The 16,084-nt window shown below is 72.5% G+C and carries 16 protein-coding genes; 8 read left to right on the top strand and 8 right to left on the bottom strand.

What is annotated here, in order from left to right; genetic code table 11:
* Positions 1-15: 15 nt before the first annotated feature.
* Positions 16-1,278, top strand: coding sequence for a sensor histidine kinase (locus ACP7TJ_RS10275; protein WP_427762883.1), 1,263 nt, complete (start codon positions 16-18; stop codon positions 1,276-1,278).
* Positions 1,275-1,940 carry a response regulator transcription factor gene (locus ACP7TJ_RS10270; protein WP_167743151.1) on the top strand — a complete coding sequence of 222 codons (666 nt, stop codon included), beginning with the start codon at positions 1,275-1,277 and terminating at the stop codon, positions 1,938-1,940. Before ACP7TJ_RS10275 ends, ACP7TJ_RS10270 begins: the two co-directional genes overlap by 4 nt.
* A gap of 13 nt (positions 1,941-1,953) precedes the next feature.
* On the opposite strand, the gene ACP7TJ_RS10265 is transcribed toward ACP7TJ_RS10270, so the two are convergent.
* On the bottom strand, positions 1,954-2,220 hold the full coding sequence (locus ACP7TJ_RS10265) for a hypothetical protein (RefSeq protein ID WP_093764788.1): 267 nt from the start codon (positions 2,218-2,220) through the stop codon (positions 1,954-1,956).
* Between the two features lie 230 nt (positions 2,221-2,450).
* Between ACP7TJ_RS10265 and recO the strand changes: the two genes are divergently transcribed.
* Both recO and ACP7TJ_RS10255 read left to right on the top strand, forming a co-directional pair.
* Positions 2,451-3,200: a DNA repair protein RecO gene (gene recO / locus ACP7TJ_RS10260; RefSeq protein ID WP_093764854.1), complete on the top strand. Its 750-nt coding sequence runs from the start codon at positions 2,451-2,453 to the stop codon at positions 3,198-3,200.
* 32 nt (positions 3,201-3,232) lie between these two features.
* Complete coding sequence (locus ACP7TJ_RS10255) at positions 3,233-4,072, top strand: isoprenyl transferase (RefSeq protein WP_367447262.1); 840 nt, start codon at positions 3,233-3,235, stop codon at positions 4,070-4,072.
* Positions 4,073-4,196: 124 nt separating this feature from the next.
* On the opposite strand, the gene ACP7TJ_RS10250 is transcribed toward ACP7TJ_RS10255, so the two are convergent.
* From ACP7TJ_RS10250 to ACP7TJ_RS10235, 4 genes are all read right to left on the bottom strand, one after another.
* Positions 4,197-4,607, bottom strand: a complete 411-nt coding sequence (locus tag ACP7TJ_RS10250; protein ID WP_093764786.1) for a Fur family transcriptional regulator — start codon at positions 4,605-4,607, stop codon at positions 4,197-4,199.
* Positions 4,608-4,669: 62 nt separating this feature from the next.
* Positions 4,670-5,572, bottom strand: coding sequence for a metal ABC transporter permease (locus ACP7TJ_RS10245; protein ID WP_093764785.1), 903 nt, complete (start codon positions 5,570-5,572; stop codon positions 4,670-4,672).
* Positions 5,572-6,342, bottom strand: a complete 771-nt coding sequence (locus ACP7TJ_RS10240) for a metal ABC transporter ATP-binding protein (protein ID WP_093764784.1) — start codon at positions 6,340-6,342, stop codon at positions 5,572-5,574. Before ACP7TJ_RS10240 ends, ACP7TJ_RS10245 begins: the two co-directional genes overlap by 1 nt.
* Positions 6,343-6,371: 29 nt before the next feature.
* Positions 6,372-7,388: a metal ABC transporter substrate-binding protein gene (locus ACP7TJ_RS10235; RefSeq protein WP_427762878.1), complete on the bottom strand. Its 1,017-nt coding sequence runs from the start codon at positions 7,386-7,388 to the stop codon at positions 6,372-6,374.
* A 173-nt stretch (positions 7,389-7,561) separates the two neighbouring features.
* Here ACP7TJ_RS10235 and ACP7TJ_RS10230 point away from each other — a divergent pair, with 173 nt between their 5' ends.
* The 3 genes from ACP7TJ_RS10230 (at position 7,562) to ACP7TJ_RS10220 (ending at position 10,722) form a co-directional block, all read left to right on the top strand.
* A complete protein-coding gene (locus ACP7TJ_RS10230) occupies positions 7,562-8,944 on the top strand; it encodes a glycine--tRNA ligase (protein WP_093764782.1) in 1,383 nt (460 codons plus the stop codon).
* Positions 8,945-9,098: 154 nt separating this feature from the next.
* Positions 9,099-10,109 (top strand): aldo/keto reductase, encoded by a 1,011-nt coding sequence (locus ACP7TJ_RS10225; protein ID WP_427762876.1) that lies wholly within the window; start codon positions 9,099-9,101, stop codon positions 10,107-10,109.
* A gap of 25 nt (positions 10,110-10,134) precedes the next feature.
* Positions 10,135-10,722 carry a TetR family transcriptional regulator gene (locus tag ACP7TJ_RS10220; protein ID WP_370163528.1) on the top strand — a complete coding sequence of 196 codons (588 nt, stop codon included), beginning with the start codon at positions 10,135-10,137 and terminating at the stop codon, positions 10,720-10,722.
* A gap of 13 nt (positions 10,723-10,735) precedes the next feature.
* On the opposite strand, the gene ACP7TJ_RS10215 is transcribed toward ACP7TJ_RS10220, so the two are convergent.
* Both ACP7TJ_RS10215 and ACP7TJ_RS10210 read right to left on the bottom strand, forming a co-directional pair.
* Positions 10,736-10,942: a hypothetical protein gene (locus tag ACP7TJ_RS10215; RefSeq protein WP_167743145.1), complete on the bottom strand. Its 207-nt coding sequence runs from the start codon at positions 10,940-10,942 to the stop codon at positions 10,736-10,738.
* A 419-nt stretch (positions 10,943-11,361) separates the two neighbouring features.
* Positions 11,362-12,810, bottom strand: coding sequence for an MFS transporter (locus ACP7TJ_RS10210; RefSeq protein ID WP_367461445.1), 1,449 nt, complete (start codon positions 12,808-12,810; stop codon positions 11,362-11,364).
* 97 nt (positions 12,811-12,907) lie between these two features.
* On the opposite strand from ACP7TJ_RS10210, the gene dusB reads away from it, so the two are divergent.
* The gene (gene dusB, locus ACP7TJ_RS10205; protein WP_167743141.1) at positions 12,908-14,062 is read left to right on the top strand and encodes a tRNA dihydrouridine synthase DusB; all 1,155 of its coding nucleotides are present in this window, start codon (positions 12,908-12,910) and stop codon (positions 14,060-14,062) included.
* Here the strand turns inward: dusB and ACP7TJ_RS10200 are convergent, their stop codons facing one another.
* Positions 14,063-15,805, bottom strand: a complete 1,743-nt coding sequence (locus ACP7TJ_RS10200; RefSeq protein WP_427762872.1) for a CDP-alcohol phosphatidyltransferase — start codon at positions 15,803-15,805, stop codon at positions 14,063-14,065.
* Positions 15,806-16,084 lie beyond the last annotated feature (279 nt).

Genomic DNA, 16,084 nt, shown 5'->3' with positions numbered 1-16,084 from the left:
ACGGGCTCCCGGACCGTGGACCCCCGCACCGGGCGCTTCCGGACCGGTGGCTCCCGTACCAGTGACTCCCGTACCAGGGACGGGATCATCACCGCGCTCAGCCGTGACCCCCTGACCCGCCCGCACGCCGTCCGCAACGACGCCGTGCTCGCCGCGTGCGCCGCCGTCCTGGGCGTCACGCTGGCGCTGCTGGCCGGCGACGGCCACCGGCCCGACGCGCTCGGCTGGGCCCTGCTGTTCGCGGCCCATGTGCCGCTGCCCTGGCGGCGGAAGCGGCCGCTGCCGGTGCTGCTGGCGGTGCTGGCCCCGGTCGTGCCGTACCACGCCCTGGACCACCCCCACGGGGCGCCCGTGGCCGCGACCGTGGTGGTGCTCTACACGGTCGCCGCGACGGGCACCCCGCGCCGGACGCTGCTGATCGGCACCGTCGTCATCGGCACCACCCTCACCGTGAACGCCCTCACCAACCCCGACGGGTTCACGGAACTCGTCCGCATCACCGGCTGGGTCGTCGCCGTCCTCTTCCTCGGCCTCGACGTCCGCTACTACCGGCAGTACGTCGCCGCGATCGTCGAACGCGCGGAACGGGCGGAACGCACCCGCGAGGAGGAGGCGCGCCGCCGGGTCGCCGAGGAGCGGCTGCGCATGGCGCGGGACCTGCACGACCTCCTCGCCCACAGCATCACCCTCATCGGGGTGCAGACGTCCGTCGCCGCGCACGTCCTGGCCGCCGACCCCGACCGTCTCGACCGGGCGGCCGTGGCGAAGGCCCTCGACGACATCGCCGGCACCTGCCGCACCGCGCGCGGCGAACTGCGCGCCACGCTCGAGGTGTTGCGGGACGACGGCGGCCCCGAGGACGCCCGTGGCCCGCTCGCCGGGCTGGACGGGCTGCCCGACCTGGTGGAGGCCGCGCGCCTGGCCGGCGCCCGCGTGGAGCACCGCGTGCGGGTCACGGAGCCGGTGCCGCCCGCGGTCGGGGCCGCCGCGTACCGCGTGGTGCAGGAGGCGCTGACCAACGTGGTCCGGCACGCCGGCCCGGAGCCCGCCGTACGCGTCGACGTGAGCGACCGGGACGGGACGCTGCGCATCGGCGTCACCGACGACGGCACCGGACCCGACCCCGACGGCACCCCCGGGTTCGGGCTGGTCGGCATGCGGGAGCGGGCGCGCAGCGTGGGCGGCACGCTGGAGGCCGGTCCCCGCGAGGGCGGGGGCTTCCGGGTGACCGCCGCCCTGCCGCTGACCGACGCGACCCGGGAGGGACGGACCGGATGACCGTACGTGTGCTGCTCGCCGACGACCAGACTCTGGTGCGGGAGGCGTTCGCGATGCTCGTCGAGTCGGCGCCCGACATGGAGGTCGTCGGACAGGCCGCCACCGGCCGGCAGGCGGTCGGACTCGCCCGTAGCGAGCGGGCCGACCTCGTCGTCATGGACATCCGCATGCCGGACCTCGACGGCATCGAGGCCACCCGGCTGATCGCCGCCGACGACGACCTGGCGGGGGTGAAGGTGCTGGTCCTCACCACCTACGACACGGACGAGAACATCGTGGACGCGCTGCGCGCCGGGGCGTCCGGGTTCCTGGTGAAGGACACCCGGCCCGCCGAACTCCTCGACGCCATCCGCACGGTGGCCGCCGGTGACGCGCTCCTGTCGCCGGGACCCACGGCCCGGCTGATCGAGCGCTTCCTGCGCAGTCCCGCGGCGGCGCCGGTCACCGCCGGCCCCGACTGCCTCTCCGAGCGGGAGCGGGAGGTGCTGACGCTGGTCGCACGCGGCCTCAACAACACGGAGATCGCCGAGACGCTGGGGCTCAGCCCGCTCACCGCGAAGACCCACGTGAGCCGCACGATGGGCAAGCTCGGCGCCCGGGACCGGGCCCAACTGGTCGTCGTGGCCTACGAGTCGGGTCTGGTCGCACCGGGCGCCGGCTGACCGTCCCGTGGGCTCACAGGGTGTGCTGGAGCCAGCGCTGGATGGTGCTGTTGATCCCGGCGGACAGGGCGCTCAGGTGCTCGATGGCCTCGCGGTCCTCCGGGCGCGGCGGGATCCCGGCGGCGGTCAGGGCGGCGTGCAGATCCAGGCGGCGCCGGTCGCGCGGGTCGATGGGGGAGCCGACGCGGGTGGCCGCGTCGGGCCGGGCCAGCAGGTAGTCGCCGCCCGACTGCCCGGCGGCGGAAGGGTTCGGGCCGTACTCGAAAGCGGTCGCGGTCATGTCGCTCTCCTCACCGAAGGAGTGTCGGTTGCGCAGGGGAGGAGACCGGGGCCGCGTCTCCCGGTTGCACCCCTGCGGAAACGTCACGCCTTCGGCGTCATCGGCATATCATCCGCATGCAAGGAACCCGATGCGTCCACCGCCCCGCCCCGCACCCGCGCGCGGTCACCGCGCACGCCGACGCCAGGAGCCGCCGCGAGGTGCCGTGAACGTGCGCGACAATGGCTGCCATGAGTCTGTTCCGCGACGACGGCATCGTGCTGCGCACCCAGAAACTGGGTGAGGCGGACCGGATCATCACCCTGCTCACCCGCGGGCACGGGCGGGTGCGCGCCGTGGCGAGGGGCGTGCGCCGGACCAAGTCGAAGTTCGGGGCGCGCCTGGAGCCGTTCTCCCACGTGGACGTGCAGTTCTTCGCCAAGGGCAGCGAGCTGGTCGGACGCGGCCTGCCGCTGTGCACGCAGAGCGAGACGATCGCGCCGTACGGCGGCGGCATCGTCACCGACTACGCGCGCTACACCGCCGGCACGGCCATGCTGGAGACCGCCGAGCGGTTCACCGACCACGAGGGCGAGCCTGCGGTGCAGCAGTACCTGCTGCTGGTCGGCGGACTGCGCACCCTCGCCCGGGGCGAGCACGCCCCGCACCTGGTGCTCGACGCCTTCCTGCTGCGCTCCCTCGCGGTCAACGGCTACGCGCCCAGCTTCACGGACTGCGCGAGGTGCGGCATGCCGGGACCGAACCGGTTCTTCTCGGTCGCGTCGGGCGGAACCGTGTGCGCCGACTGCCGCGTCCCCGGGAGCGTCGTACCCTCCCCGCAGGCCCTGGAACTCCTGGGCGCGCTGCTTACGGGAGACTGGGACACCGCGGACGCGTGCGAGGCACGGTACGTCCGGGAGGGGAGCGGGCTCGTGTCCGCCTACCTCCACTGGCATCTGGAGCGCGGGCTGCGCTCGCTCCGGTACGTCGAGAAGCAGTAAGAACCCCGTCAGCACGAGGAGACGAGAGACACATGGCCGTACGCGGATTCCTGGGGCGGCAGCGCCGGGAGTACAGGACCCCGGAACCGCACCCCTCCGGCGCGCGGCCCCCGAAGCTCCCCGGGGAACTGGTCCCCAACCATGTGGCGATCGTCATGGACGGCAACGGGCGCTGGGCGAAGGAGCGGGGGCTGCCGCGCACCGAGGGCCACAAGGTCGGCGCGGAGCGGGTGCTCGACGTGCTCCAGGGCGGGATCGAGATGGGGGTGGGCGCCATCTCGCTGTACGCCTTCTCCACCGAGAACTGGAAGCGGTCCCCGGACGAGGTGCGCTTCCTGATGAACTTCAACCGGGACTTCATCCGCAAGACCCGGGACCAGCTCGACGACCTGGGCATCCGGGTCCGCTGGGTGGGCCGTATGCCCAAGCTGTGGAAGTCCGTCGCCAAGGAGCTCCAGATCGCCCAGGAGCAGACCAAGGACAACGACCGGCTGACGCTGTACTTCTGCATGAACTACGGCGGCCGCGCGGAGATCGCCGACGCCGCGCAGGCGCTCGCCGAGGACGTGAGGGCGGGCCGGCTGGACCCGTCGAAGGTCAACGAGAAGACGCTGCAGCGGTACCTGTACTACCCGGACATGCCGGACGTGGACCTGTTCCTGCGGCCGAGCGGCGAGCAGCGCACGTCCAACTACCTGCTGTGGCAGAGCGCCTACGCCGAGCTGGTCTTCCAGGACGTGCTGTGGCCGGACTTCGACCGGCGCGACCTGTGGCGGGCGTGCCTGGAGTTCGCCTCCCGCGACCGCCGGTTCGGCGGGGCGATCCCGAATGAGGAGCTGATGGCGATGGAGGGCGAGCAGCCGGGCGACTGACGCCGGGCGGGGACGGGCGCGCGGCCGGTGGAGACCCCCAGGGGCGCGGGGAGCTGCGCGACCGGCCCCGACGCACCTGATGCCGCCGACGCGCCACAGTCCCCGCGGCGGAGCCGTGCTCGGCTCAACCCGCGGCGCACTCCGCGCAGGTGCCGAAGATCTCCACCGTGTGGGCCACGTTGACGTAGCCGTGCTCGGCGGCGATGGCCTCCGCCCACTTCTCCACGGCCGGGCCCTCGACCTCGACGGCCTTGCCGCAGCTGCGGCACACCAGGTGGTGGTGATGGTCCCCGCTGGAGCAGCGTCGGTAGACGGACTCGCCGTCGGCGGTGCGCAGGACGTCGACCTCACCGGCGTCGGCGAGGGACTGCAGCGTGCGGTAGACCGTGGTGAGCCCGACCGAGTCGCCCTTGTGCTTGAGCATGTCGTGCAGTTCCTGCGCGCTGCGGAACTCGTCGACCTCCTGGAGGCAAGCCGCCACGGCGGCACGCTGCCGGGTGGCGCGGCCCTTCACGGGCGGTCCTGCGGTCGTCACCGGAATGCCTCCTCACGTCTGGCTGCTGCCCGGGCCATTGTGCCAGGCCGGAGCACGGCGAGTCAGGCGCCGACCTTGCCGTCCGCCGGACGGCTGGCCGGAATCGAGCACTCCGCGGGGTCGGCGCCGGGCCGTGCGGCGGCCTGCGCCCGGGCGCGGCGCCGGGACAGCGGGGCGGCCAGCGCGGTCAGCAGGATGAAGGCGCCGATGGTCAGCAGCACGATCGTCGCGCCGGGCGGCACGTCCTGGTAGTACGAGGTGACGGTGCCGCCGACGGCCACGCTGACGCCGATCGCGACGGCGACGGCGAACGTGGCGGCGAAACTCCGGGTGAGCTGCTGGGCCGCCGCGACCGGCACCACCATCAGCGCGCTCACCAGCAGCAGGCCCACCACCCGCATCGCCACGGACACCGTGACCGCGGCCGTGACCGCGGTGAGCAGGTTCAGGAACCGCACCGGCAGGCCCGTCACCCGCGCGAACTCCTCGTCCTGGCTGACCGCGAAGAGCTGCCGCCGCAGGCCCACGGTGACCAGCACCACGAACGCGGCCAGCACGCAGATCGCGGTCACGTCGGACGGGGAGACCGTGGACAGCGAGCCGAACAGGAACGAGGAGAGGTTCGAGGTGGAGCCGCCGGGCGCGAGGTTGATGAACATGACGCCGCCGGCCATGCCGCCGTAGAACAGCATCGCGAGGGCGATGTCGCCGCGGGTCCGGGCGTACCAGCGGACCAGTTCCATGAAGACGGCGCCGAGGACGGAGACCACGGCGGCCATCCACACCGGGGACCAGGACAGCAGGAAGCCGAGGCCCACGCCGGTCATCGCTACATGGCCGATTCCGTCGCCCATGAGCGCCTGGCGGCGCTGGACGAGGTAGACGCCGACGGCGGGGGCGGTGACGCCGACCAGGACGGCGGCGAGCAGCGCCCGTTGCATGAAGGCGTAGTCGAGGATCTCCATCAGCTCAGCAGTCCCGTGCGGATCGGTCCGGCGTCCGCCGGTGCGTGCGGGTGTACGTGGTCGTGGCCGGGCAGGGCGTGCTGGCCGACCGCCTTGGGCGGCGGGCCGTCGTGCAGCACGCAGCCGTCACGGAGCACGACCGCCCGGTCGATCAGGGGCTCCAGCGGGCCCAGTTCGTGCAGGACGAGGAGGACCGTGGCGCCGCGGCCGACCTGCGTGCGCAGGGTCTCGGCGAGGATCTCCTGGCTCGCCAGGTCCACGCCCGCCATCGGCTCGTCCATGATCATCAGGTCCGGTTCGCAGGCGAGCGCGCGGGCGATGAGGACCCGCTGGTGCTGGCCGCCGGACAGGGCGTCGACGGAGTCCTTGGCGCGGTCCGCCATGCCGACCAGCTCCAGGGCCCGGCGGACGGCCTCCCGGTCGGCCTTGCGGAACAGGCCGAAACGGGTGCGGGCGAGCCGTCCCGAGGAGACGACCTCGGTGACCGTGGCGGGCACCCCGCCGGCGGCCGTGGTGCGCTGCGGGACGTAGCCCACCCGCGCCCAGTCGCGGAACCGGCGCCGCTCGGCGCCGAACAGCTCGATCTCCCCGGCGGTGACCGGCACCTGGCCGATCACGGTGCGCACGGCGGTGGACTTGCCGGAGCCGTTGGCGCCGAGCAGGGCGACGACCTCGCCGCGGTGCACGGTGAGGTCGATGCCGCGCAGCACGGGGCGCGAGCCCAGCTCGGCGCGCACCCCCCGCAGGGTGATGACGGGCTCGGTGGTCATGCCGTCCTCCGATGTCGCGTCGTCGGGGGTCACCGGGCGCCCAGCGCGGTGCGCAGGGCCGTGAGGTTGGCCTCCATGACCTGGAAGTAGTCCTCGCCGCGGGAGCGGTCGGTGATGCCCTCGACCGGGTCGAGGACGTCGGTCCTGAGCCCGGTGTCGCCGGCGAGGGTCTTCGCGGTCTTGTCGCTGACCAGCGTCTCGTAGAAGACGGTGGTGACGCCGTCCTCCTTCGCGATCTTCTGCAACTCCTTCACGCGCGCCCCGCTGGGCTCGGTGTCGGGGTCCAGGCCGCTGATGGCCTCCTCGGTCAGCCCGTAGCGCTCGGCGAGGTAGCCGAAGGCGGCGTGGGTGGTGACGAAGACGTCGGTCGTGCGGTTCGCGAGGCCGGTGCGGAACTTCTCGTCGAGTGTCTTGAGGTCCTTGACCAGGGCCGCGGTGTTCTTGCGGTAGTCGGCGGCGTGGTCCGGGTCGGCCTTCTGGAAGGCCTTGCCGACGCCCTCGGCGACCTCGGCGTACCTCACCGGGTCGAGCCAGATGTGGGGGTCGCCGCCCTCGTGGTCGTGGCCGTGCTCGTCCTCGTGGGCGTGCTCGTCCCCGTGCTCGTCGGCGTGGCCGGCCTCGGTGCCGTGCTCGTCCCCGTGCTCCTCGTCGTGGCCGGCCTCGGTGCCGTGCTCCTCCAGCGTGGTCAGCTCGGCCGCGTCGATCTTCGTGGCGATGGGCGACTGGCCGATGGCCTCGTCGACGGAGGGCTGGAGGCCCTTGAGGTAGAGGGCCGCGTCGGCCTCCTCGAGCTGCGCGGTCTGCCGGGCGCTGATCTCCAGGTCGTGCGGCTCCTGGCCGGGCTGGGTGAGACTGGTGACGTGGACGTGTTCGCCGCCGATCCGCTCGGCGAGGAAGGCCATCGGGTAGAACGACGCGACGACGTCGAACGAGCCCGTGTCGCCCGCGGCGGCGCTGTCGGACGAGCAGGCGGTGAGGGTGCCGAACCCAAGGGCGGCGACCGCGGTGAGCGCGACCGCGGATATGTGGCGTCGTCGTACGTTCATGACAGTCATTTTCAGCTGATATGGAAACCGTTGTCAACAAGGTCCTCCGCCGGTCCCGTGGAGGGTCGCCCGGGGGGACCGATTTGGTCGAGGGGCCGTCCCCGCCGGTAACCTGAGGCATTCGCTGGAAGCATCTCCGCTTCGTCGCCCGTCGTCGTAATGAAGAGAGCACCGTGGCCGCCGACAAGATCGACACCATCGTCAGCCTGAGCAAGCGCCGTGGCTTCGTATTCCCCTGCAGTGAGATCTACGGCGGCCAGCGTGCCGCCTGGGACTACGGGCCGCTGGGTGTCGAGCTCAAGGAGAACCTGAAGCGCCAGTGGTGGCGCTACATGGTGACCTCGCGCGAGGACGTGGTCGGCATCGACTCGTCCGTCATCCTGGCCCCCGAGGTGTGGGTCGCCTCCGGTCACGTCGCGACCTTCACCGACCCGCTCACCGAATGCACCTCCTGTCACAAGCGGTTCCGCGCGGACCACCTGGAGGAGGCGTACGAGGAGAAGAAGGGGCACGCCCCCGCGGGCGGCCTCGCCGACCTCAACTGCCCCAACTGCGGCAACAAGGGCACCTTCACCGAGCCCAAGCAGTTCTCGGGTCTGCTCTCCACCCACCTCGGCCCGACGCAGGACTCCGGCTCCATCGCCTACCTGCGCCCCGAGACCGCCCAGGGCATCTTCACCAACTTCGGCCAGGTGCAGACCACTTCGCGCCGGAAGCCGCCGTTCGGCATCGCCCAGATGGGCAAGTCCTTCCGCAACGAGATCACGCCCGGCAACTTCATCTTCCGGACCCGCGAGTTCGAGCAGATGGAGATGGAGTTCTTCGTCAAGCCGGGCGAGGACGAGCAGTGGCAGGAGTACTGGATGGAGCAGCGCTGGAACTGGTACACCGGTCTCGGCCTGCGCGAGGAGAACATGCGGTGGTACGAGCACCCGAAGGAGAAGCTCTCCCACTACTCCAAGCGCACCGCTGACATCGAGTACCGCTTCCAGTTCGGCGGCAGCGAGTGGGGCGAGCTGGAGGGTGTCGCCAACCGCACCGACTACGACCTCTCCGCGCACTCCAAGGCCTCCGGCCAGGACCTCTCCTACTTCGACCAGGAGGCCGGCGAGCGCTGGACGCCGTACGTCATCGAGCCGGCGGCCGGTGTCGGCCGGGCGATGCTCGCCTTCCTGCTCGACGCCTACGTCGAGGACGAGGCGCCCAACGCCAAGGGCAAGATGGAGAAGCGGACCGTGCTGCGGCTCGACCACCGCCTCGCGCCGGTGAAGGTCGCGGTGCTGCCGCTGTCCCGCAACCCGGAGCTGTCCCCGAAGGCCAAGGGTCTCGCCCAGACGCTGCGGCAGAACTGGAACATCGAGTTCGACGACGCCGGCGCCATCGGCCGCCGCTACCGCCGCCAGGACGAGATCGGCACCCCGTTCTGCGTGACCGTCGACTTCGACACCCTGGACGACAACGCGGTGACCGTGCGCGAGCGCGACACCATGAAGCAGGAGCGGGTCTCCCTCGACCAGATCGAGGGCTACCTGGCCGCCCGTCTGGTCGGCTGCTGACCCCTCTCTCTCGACCGGCGTGAACGCCGGGTCCCGGATCTCCGGGGCCCGGCGTTCACGCGTTTCCGGGGTCGTGCGCGCGTTCCGCGATCGAGTGACAGATGTAGAGATGACAGATATTGAAATCTGTCATCCGTCATGTCATCGTGGACGCATGACGATGCACACACGACCTCTCGGAAAGACCGGTCCCCGGGTGTCCGCCCTGGGGCTCGGCTGCATGGGCATGTCCGCGCTGTACGGCGCGGCGGACCGGACCGAGGCGATCGCCACGATCCACGCCGCCCTGGACGCCGGCGTCACCCTGCTCGACACCGGCGACTTCTACGGCATGGGCCACAACGAGCTGCTGATCGGCGAGGCGCTGCGCACCACCCCCGCCGGGCTGCGCGAACAGGCCCTCACCAGCGTCAAGTTCGGTGCCCTGCGTGACCCGGACGGCGGCTGGGGCCCGATCGACGGCCGCCCGGCCGCGGTACGGAACTTCGCCGCGTACTCCCTCCAGCGGCTGGGCGTCGACCACATCGACGTCTACCGCCTCTCCCGCGCCGACCCGGACGTGCCGGTCGAGGAGACCGTCGGCGCCGTCGCGGAGCTCGTGGAGAAGGGCCACGTACGGCACATCGGGCTCAGCGAGGTCGGCGCCGACGCCGTCCGGCGGGCCGCCGCCACCGCGCCGATCGCCGACCTCCAGATCGAGTACTCGCTGATCTCCCGCGCCGTCGAGGACCAGATCCTGCCCACCACCCGCGAGCTGGGCATCTCCGTCACGGCGTACGGGGTGCTGGCGCGCGGCCTGATCTCCGGCCACTTCACCGCCGACCGGCGGCTGGCCGCGGACGACTTCCGCGCCCACTCGCCCCGCTTCCAGGGCGACAACCTCCGGCACAACCTGCGCCTCGTCGACGCGCTGCGCGAGATCGCGGCGCGCAAGGGCGTCACGGTCGCGCAGATCGCCGTCGCCTGGGTGCTGTCGCGCGGCGAGGACATCGTGCCGCTGGTCGGCGCCCGCACCCGGGAGCGGCTGACGGAGTCGCTGGGCGCGCTGGACGTCACGCTGGACGCGGACGACCTCGCGGCGATCGAGCGGGCGGTGCCGCCCGGGGCCGCCGCGGGGGCCCGCTACCCGGAGCCGATGATGGCCCACCTCGGCACCGAGGAGTGATCCCGGCGCCGGGTACGGTCTAGGCATGGCAGCGACCGAGACCCTGACCGCCGAGCGCATCCTGGAGGCGACCGAGGAGGTGCTGCGCCGGCACGGCCCGGCGAAGGCCACCGTGGTGGACGTGGCCCGCGCCCTCGGCGTCAGCCACGGCAGCGTCTACCGGCACTTCCGCACCAAGGCGGCGCTGCGCGAGGCCGTGACCAAGCGGTGGCTGGACCGGACGTCCGAGGCGCTGGACGGGATCGCCGGCGACGCGTCCCGCGCCCCCCAGGCGCGGCTGCGGGACTGGCTGGCCGCCCTCTTCACCGCCAAGCGGCGCAAGGCGGGCGACGACCCGGAGCTGTTCGCTACCTACAGCGTGCTGGCCGGCGAGCAGGTCGGCGCGGTCGCCGAGCACATCGACGAGCTGACGGAGCAGGTGACGCGGATCGTCGCCGACGGGGTGGCCGCCGGGGTCTTCCACAGCGACGACCCCGCGGTCAGCGCCCGTGCCGTCTTCCAGGCCACCGGCCGCTTCCACGACCCCGCCCACGCGGGGGAGTGGGACAGCCCGGAGGCGGACGCCGACTTCGAGGCGACCGTGGATCTGCTGCTGCGGGGGCTGCGGGCCTGACCGCGCGGGCCGGTCAGGCCGCGGTCGGGTCCACCGTCGCCTGGTGCGCCTGCTCCAGGTGCTCCTGCGCCTTCAGCCACGGCAGGAACTGGGCGCCCCGGCGCCAGCCGCACGTGTCACATCTGATCGTCCGCTGCACCCCGGTGCGGTGGACGCGCACGGTGTGCTCACGTCCGTGCAGGTCCCAGCGGCTGACCTTGCTGGAGTCGATCTGGGGCATGGTGCCTCCGGCGGTCGGCGGATCGGTGTCGCCGTACTCCTGCCCCCGTCCGGGGACGACAAGGAGTGTGCAGCAAAACCGACATCAACAGGTGGGGGTCTGCGGAAGTCGCGCGGCGGAGGCGCCCTTCAGGGGCGCGGGGAACTGCGCGACCAGCCACGGACCACCCGCAGCGGCGCTGCAGGGGGTGCCGCTGCGCCCACCCTCCCCCACTCTCGGCTTCGCTCGAGCGGGAGGTACCCCCATCGCCCCAGCGGCACGACTGCCCGCAGCGGCCGGGCGTTGTCCGCGCGGCGCTACTGCCTGCGGCGGCGGGGGCTGACCCTGCCGCCGCGACTGCCGTCCGGCGGAGGCGCCTTTCAGGGGCGCGGGGAACTGCGCGACCAGCCACGCACTACCCGCACCCGGCGCGGGCGCCCTCAGGCACCCACCCCCGTGCGCCGGGGCGGCCGTTCCTCCGACTCCAGGCGCCGCGCCGTGCGTTCCGCCGTGGCCCGGGCCCACGGGCCCGTGGTCAGGACGCCCAGCGTCAGAACCCCCGCGCCGCACGCGGTCAGGATCCACCAGCCGGGGCGGGACGCCGTGACGAAGGTGTCGGCGTACGAGGAGGAGCCGACGCCCGCCGCGAGGACCGCGCCGAGGACCGCCACGCCCAGGGTCTGGCCGAGCTGGCGGCTGGTGGAGGCGACCGCCGAGGCGACTCCGGCCTGCGAGAGGGGCATGCCCGAGACCGCCGTGTTGGTGATCGGGGCGTTGACGAAGCCGAAGCCGACGCCGAAGAGGACGTAGCCCGCGAGCAGCGTCGCGTTCGACGTCTCCGCCTCGAAGAGGGCGAACAGCAGCCCGCTCACCGTCATCGCGCCGCCCGCGACCAGCAGCGGCAGCCGCGGTCCCCGGCTGCCGACGAGGCGGCCGGACAGCGGGGCGCACAGGAACGTGGGGACGGCCATCGGCAGCATCCACAACCCCGCCTCCAGCGCGCTCAGCCCCCGCACGTTCTGCAGGTACAGCGTGGACAGGAACAGGAACCCGCCCAGCGCCGCGAAGGCGCTCACCGCGATCACCGTGGCCCCGCTGAACGGCGCCGAGCGGAAGAAGCGCAGGTCGATCAGGGGTTCCGGGCGGCGCGGCTCGTAGCGGAGGAGCGCCAGGAGGGCGATCACCGCGAGCGCGGCGAAGGGGACCGTGGACAGCCAGGAACCGTGCGGGGCCTCGATGATCGCGTAGGTGAGGGAGCCGAACAGGGCGATGACCAGGACCTGGCCGACCGGGTCGGGGCGGCGGGCCCGCGGGGCGCGCGACTCGGGGACGAAGCGCCAGGTCAGCAGCAGCGCGGCGAGGCCCACCGGCAGGTTGACCCAGAAGATGGAGCGCCAGCCGACCGAGTCCACCAGCAGCCCGCCCACCAGCGGCCCCGCGGCCATCGACAGCCCGACCACCGCGCCCCACACCCCGATCGCGCGGGCCCGCTCGCGCGGGTCGGTGAAGGTGTTGGTGATGATCGACATGGCGACCGGGTTGAGCATCGAGCCGCCCACCGCCTGCACCATGCGGAAGACCACGAGCCAGTTCAGGTCCGGGGCGAGCGAGCACAGCAGCGAGCCCAGGGTGAAGACCACCAGGCCGGACAGGAAGACCCGCCGGCGGCCGATCCGGTCGGCGGTCGAGCCGGCCGGCATCAGCAGCGAGGCCAGCACGAGCGTGTACGCGTCGATGGTCCACTGCAGTCCCGAGGTGCTCGCGTCCAGCTCCCGCTGGAGGGACGGCAGGGCGACGTTCAGGACCGTGTTGTCCAGGCTCACGATCAGCAGGCTCATGCAGCAGATCGCGAGCACCAGCATGCGGCGGCCGTGGCTGAGCTCGGGCATGCGCGCCATCGTACGCCCATGTCGATAGTGCGACTAACTAATGACCGATACACGATCATTGTGCGGAGCGCCCCGCGGGATGCTGGACAATGGGGGAATGCCGACTGCCTCGCCGACCGTGAACACGACCCTGTCCATCGGCCCGCACGCCGTGCGCCCGCCCGTCGTGCTCGCCCCCATGGCCGGGATCACCAACGCGCCCTTCCGCACCCTGTGCCGGGAGTACAGCGGCGGCAAGGGCCTGTTCGTCAGCGAGATGATCACCACCCGGGCGCTGGTCGAGCGCAACGAGAAGACCATGCAGCTCATCCGGTTCGACGCCTCCGAGCAGCCGCGCTCCATCCAGCTCTACGGCGTCGACCCGGCGACCGTCGGCAAGGCCGTCCGCATGATCGCGGAGGAGGACCTCGCCGACCACATCGACCTCAACTTCGGCTGCCCGGTCCCCAAGGTGACCCGCAAGGGCGGCGGCTCCGCCCTGCCCTTCAAGCGGAACCTGCTGCGCGCCATCCTGCGCGAGGCCGTCGCCGGCGCCGGCGACCTGCCGGTCACGATGAAGATGCGCAAGGGCATCGACGACGACCACATCACCTACCTGGACGCCGGCCGCATCGCCGTGGAGGAGGGCGTCACCGCCATCGCGCTGCACGGCCGCACCGCCGCGCAGCACTACGGCGGCACCGCCGACTGGGAGGCGATCGCCCGGCTCAAGGAGCACGTCCCCGAGATCCCGGTGCTCGGCAACGGCGACATCTGGTCCGCCGACGACGCCCTGCGCATGGTCCGCGAGACCGGCTGCGACGGCGTGGTCGTCGGGCGCGGCTGCCTCGGCCGGCCGTGGCTCTTCGCCGACCTGGTCGCCGCCTTCGAGGGGCGCCCCGACGCCTATGTCCGGCCCACCCTGCGCGAGGTGGCCGACGCGATGGTGCGGCACGCCACCCTGCTGGGCGAGTGGATCGGTGACGAGTCGCGCGGTGTGATCGACTTCCGCAAGCACGTCGCCTGGTACCTCAAGGGCTTCGCGGTCGGCTCCGAGATGCGCCGGCGGCTCGCCGTCACCTCCACCCTGGAGGAGGTGCGGGCCGGGCTCGACGAGCTGGACCTGGACCAGCCCTGGCCGTCCGGCGCCGACGGCCCCCGCGGCCGTACGTCCGGCAACAACCGCGTGGTGCTGCCGGACGGCTGGCTGAAGGACCCCTACGACTGCGCGGGCGTCGGCGAGGACGCCGAGCTGGACACCTCCGGCGGCTGATCAGTCCTTGGTGGGCCGGGGCACGGACCCGTAGGCGGTCAGGAAGCGGTCGCGGAAGGCGTCCATCTTCCACACGGGCGCGTCGTCGGCGGGCCGCAGGCCCGGCGTCCACCGCCAGCCGTCGATCTTCCGCAGCACCTCCGGGTCCTTGGCGACGACCGTCACCGGCACGTCCCGGTTCTTCGTGTGCCCGGTGACCCGGGCGATCGGCTGGTGGTCGCCGAGGAAGACCAGCACGGTGTCGTCGGTGCCGTAGCGCTCCAGCCACTCGGTGAGGGCGGTCACCGAGTACGACACCGAACGCCCGTACTCCTTGCGGGACTCGGTGGAGTCGGCCATCACCTCGGACGCGTCCCGGCCGTCCTCCTCGATCGCGTCGAAGACCGAGCCGTCGCCCAGCTCCTCCCAGTCGATCATCTCCGGGACCGGCGCCCACGGCTGGTGGCTGGAGGTGAGGATGACCTCCGACATCAGCGGCCGGTCCCGCTTCTTCCCGTGCTCCAGACGCTCGAACGCCTCCAGGGCGTACTGGTCCGGCATCGTGGACCAGCTGAACTTCGGGCCCTCGTAGCCCATCTCGAAGGCGTCGTACACCGTGTCCAGGCCGTACCACTCCGCCTCCGGCCAGGTCTTCTGCACGCCCGGCATGATGCCGACGGTGTCCCACGCGCCGGACTTCCGGAAGGCGGCGGTGAGGGTCAGCCGGTCGCTGTGGGTGGCGGTGCGGTACCGCTGCTGGTTGTCGATCCACAGCCCGGACAGGGTCGTGGAGTGCCCGAGCCAGCTGCTCCCGCCGTACGTCGACGAGGTCAGCCATCCGCTGCGCGCCTGGTAGCCGGCCGCGGCGAGCGCGGCGCCCCGGGTGTCGAGGGTGCGGGTGACGCCGGGCGCGATCAGCGGGTCCTCCACGGCCACCCGGCCGTAGCTCTCGATGAACGCGATGACGACGTCCTTGCCCCGCAGGTCCGGCAGGAGCAGTCCCGGAGGGGTGGCGCCGAAGGTGTCGGTCCGTGCCTCCTCGGCGAAGGCCGCCTCGTCGCGCAGGGTGTCCACCACCCGCCGGGTCTGCCCGCGCAGGGTGTCCGCCGCGCGGTCGGAGGCGACCGGCAGCCCGGAGATCTGCAGGCCCAGCGAGGCGCAGGTGATCCACACGGTGCCCGCGACCATCGCGCCCTGGCCGGCGCGGGCGCGGTGCCGGGCCAGGATGTCGCCGAGCCTGACCGTGGCGAGCGCCATGACGACCACCACGAGCAGGGCGAGCAGCACCGCGCCGACGGCGGCGGCGTTGGCGGCGAAGCCGCCCATGGAGTCCCGCACGTAGGACAGGGCGTCGTCCAGCAGGCCCCAGTCGAGGACGAGGTTGAAGCCGCGGCCCAGGTACTCGGTGAAACCGATGTCCAGCAGGTTGAGCACGGTGAGCACGCCGAGGCCCGTCCCGTAGAGCGCGGCGACGACCACCCGGGGCCGGCGCGGCAGGGCGAGCAGCAGGACCGCCCCCACGATCGCCTCGGCGGGGATCCGGGTGAAGCGGTCGGGCCGCAGGCCCGGTGCGGTGTTCGGCATCAGCAGGGCGCCGAGCACCAGCACGGCGGCGAGGACGTGGCCCGTCAGACGCAGGGCGCGGTCGGCGGAGGGATGGGCGTCCCGTGCGTGGCGCAGGCGCGTCAGGACGCGTGTGTCCCGCGGGCGCAGGGGAACACGGAGGGCGCGCAGGCGCGTGAGGACGCGAGTGAAGACAGGCAACCCGGAGGTTCCTTCCGTACCGAGGCCGGTGAGGCGGGAGGCGGATCCGGCGTGGGGGTCCGGATCCGCCTCCAGTCCGTACGGGCGGCCGCGCCCGAGCGTTCATCGCACCGGTCCGCATGGTGGAACCGGGCGCCGTATGGCAGCGTGATTCTCGCCACCCCTGATAGGGGTTGCGCTCAGATGAGCGGATCATGGGAGGCTGCACTTCTCAAAGGTTGGCACTCAGTGCCACTCGATGATCGTTCATCGGGCGAAATCAAACGTGGTGCAAGACGC

This window comes from Streptomyces sp. DSM 41931 (assembly GCF_050271085.1).
Taxonomy (GTDB): Bacteria; Actinomycetota; Actinomycetes; order Streptomycetales; family Streptomycetaceae; genus Streptomyces; species Streptomyces albogriseolus.
The sequence above is the reverse complement of the archived record's forward strand: the minus strand, read 5'-3'. Positions and strand labels throughout refer to the sequence as shown.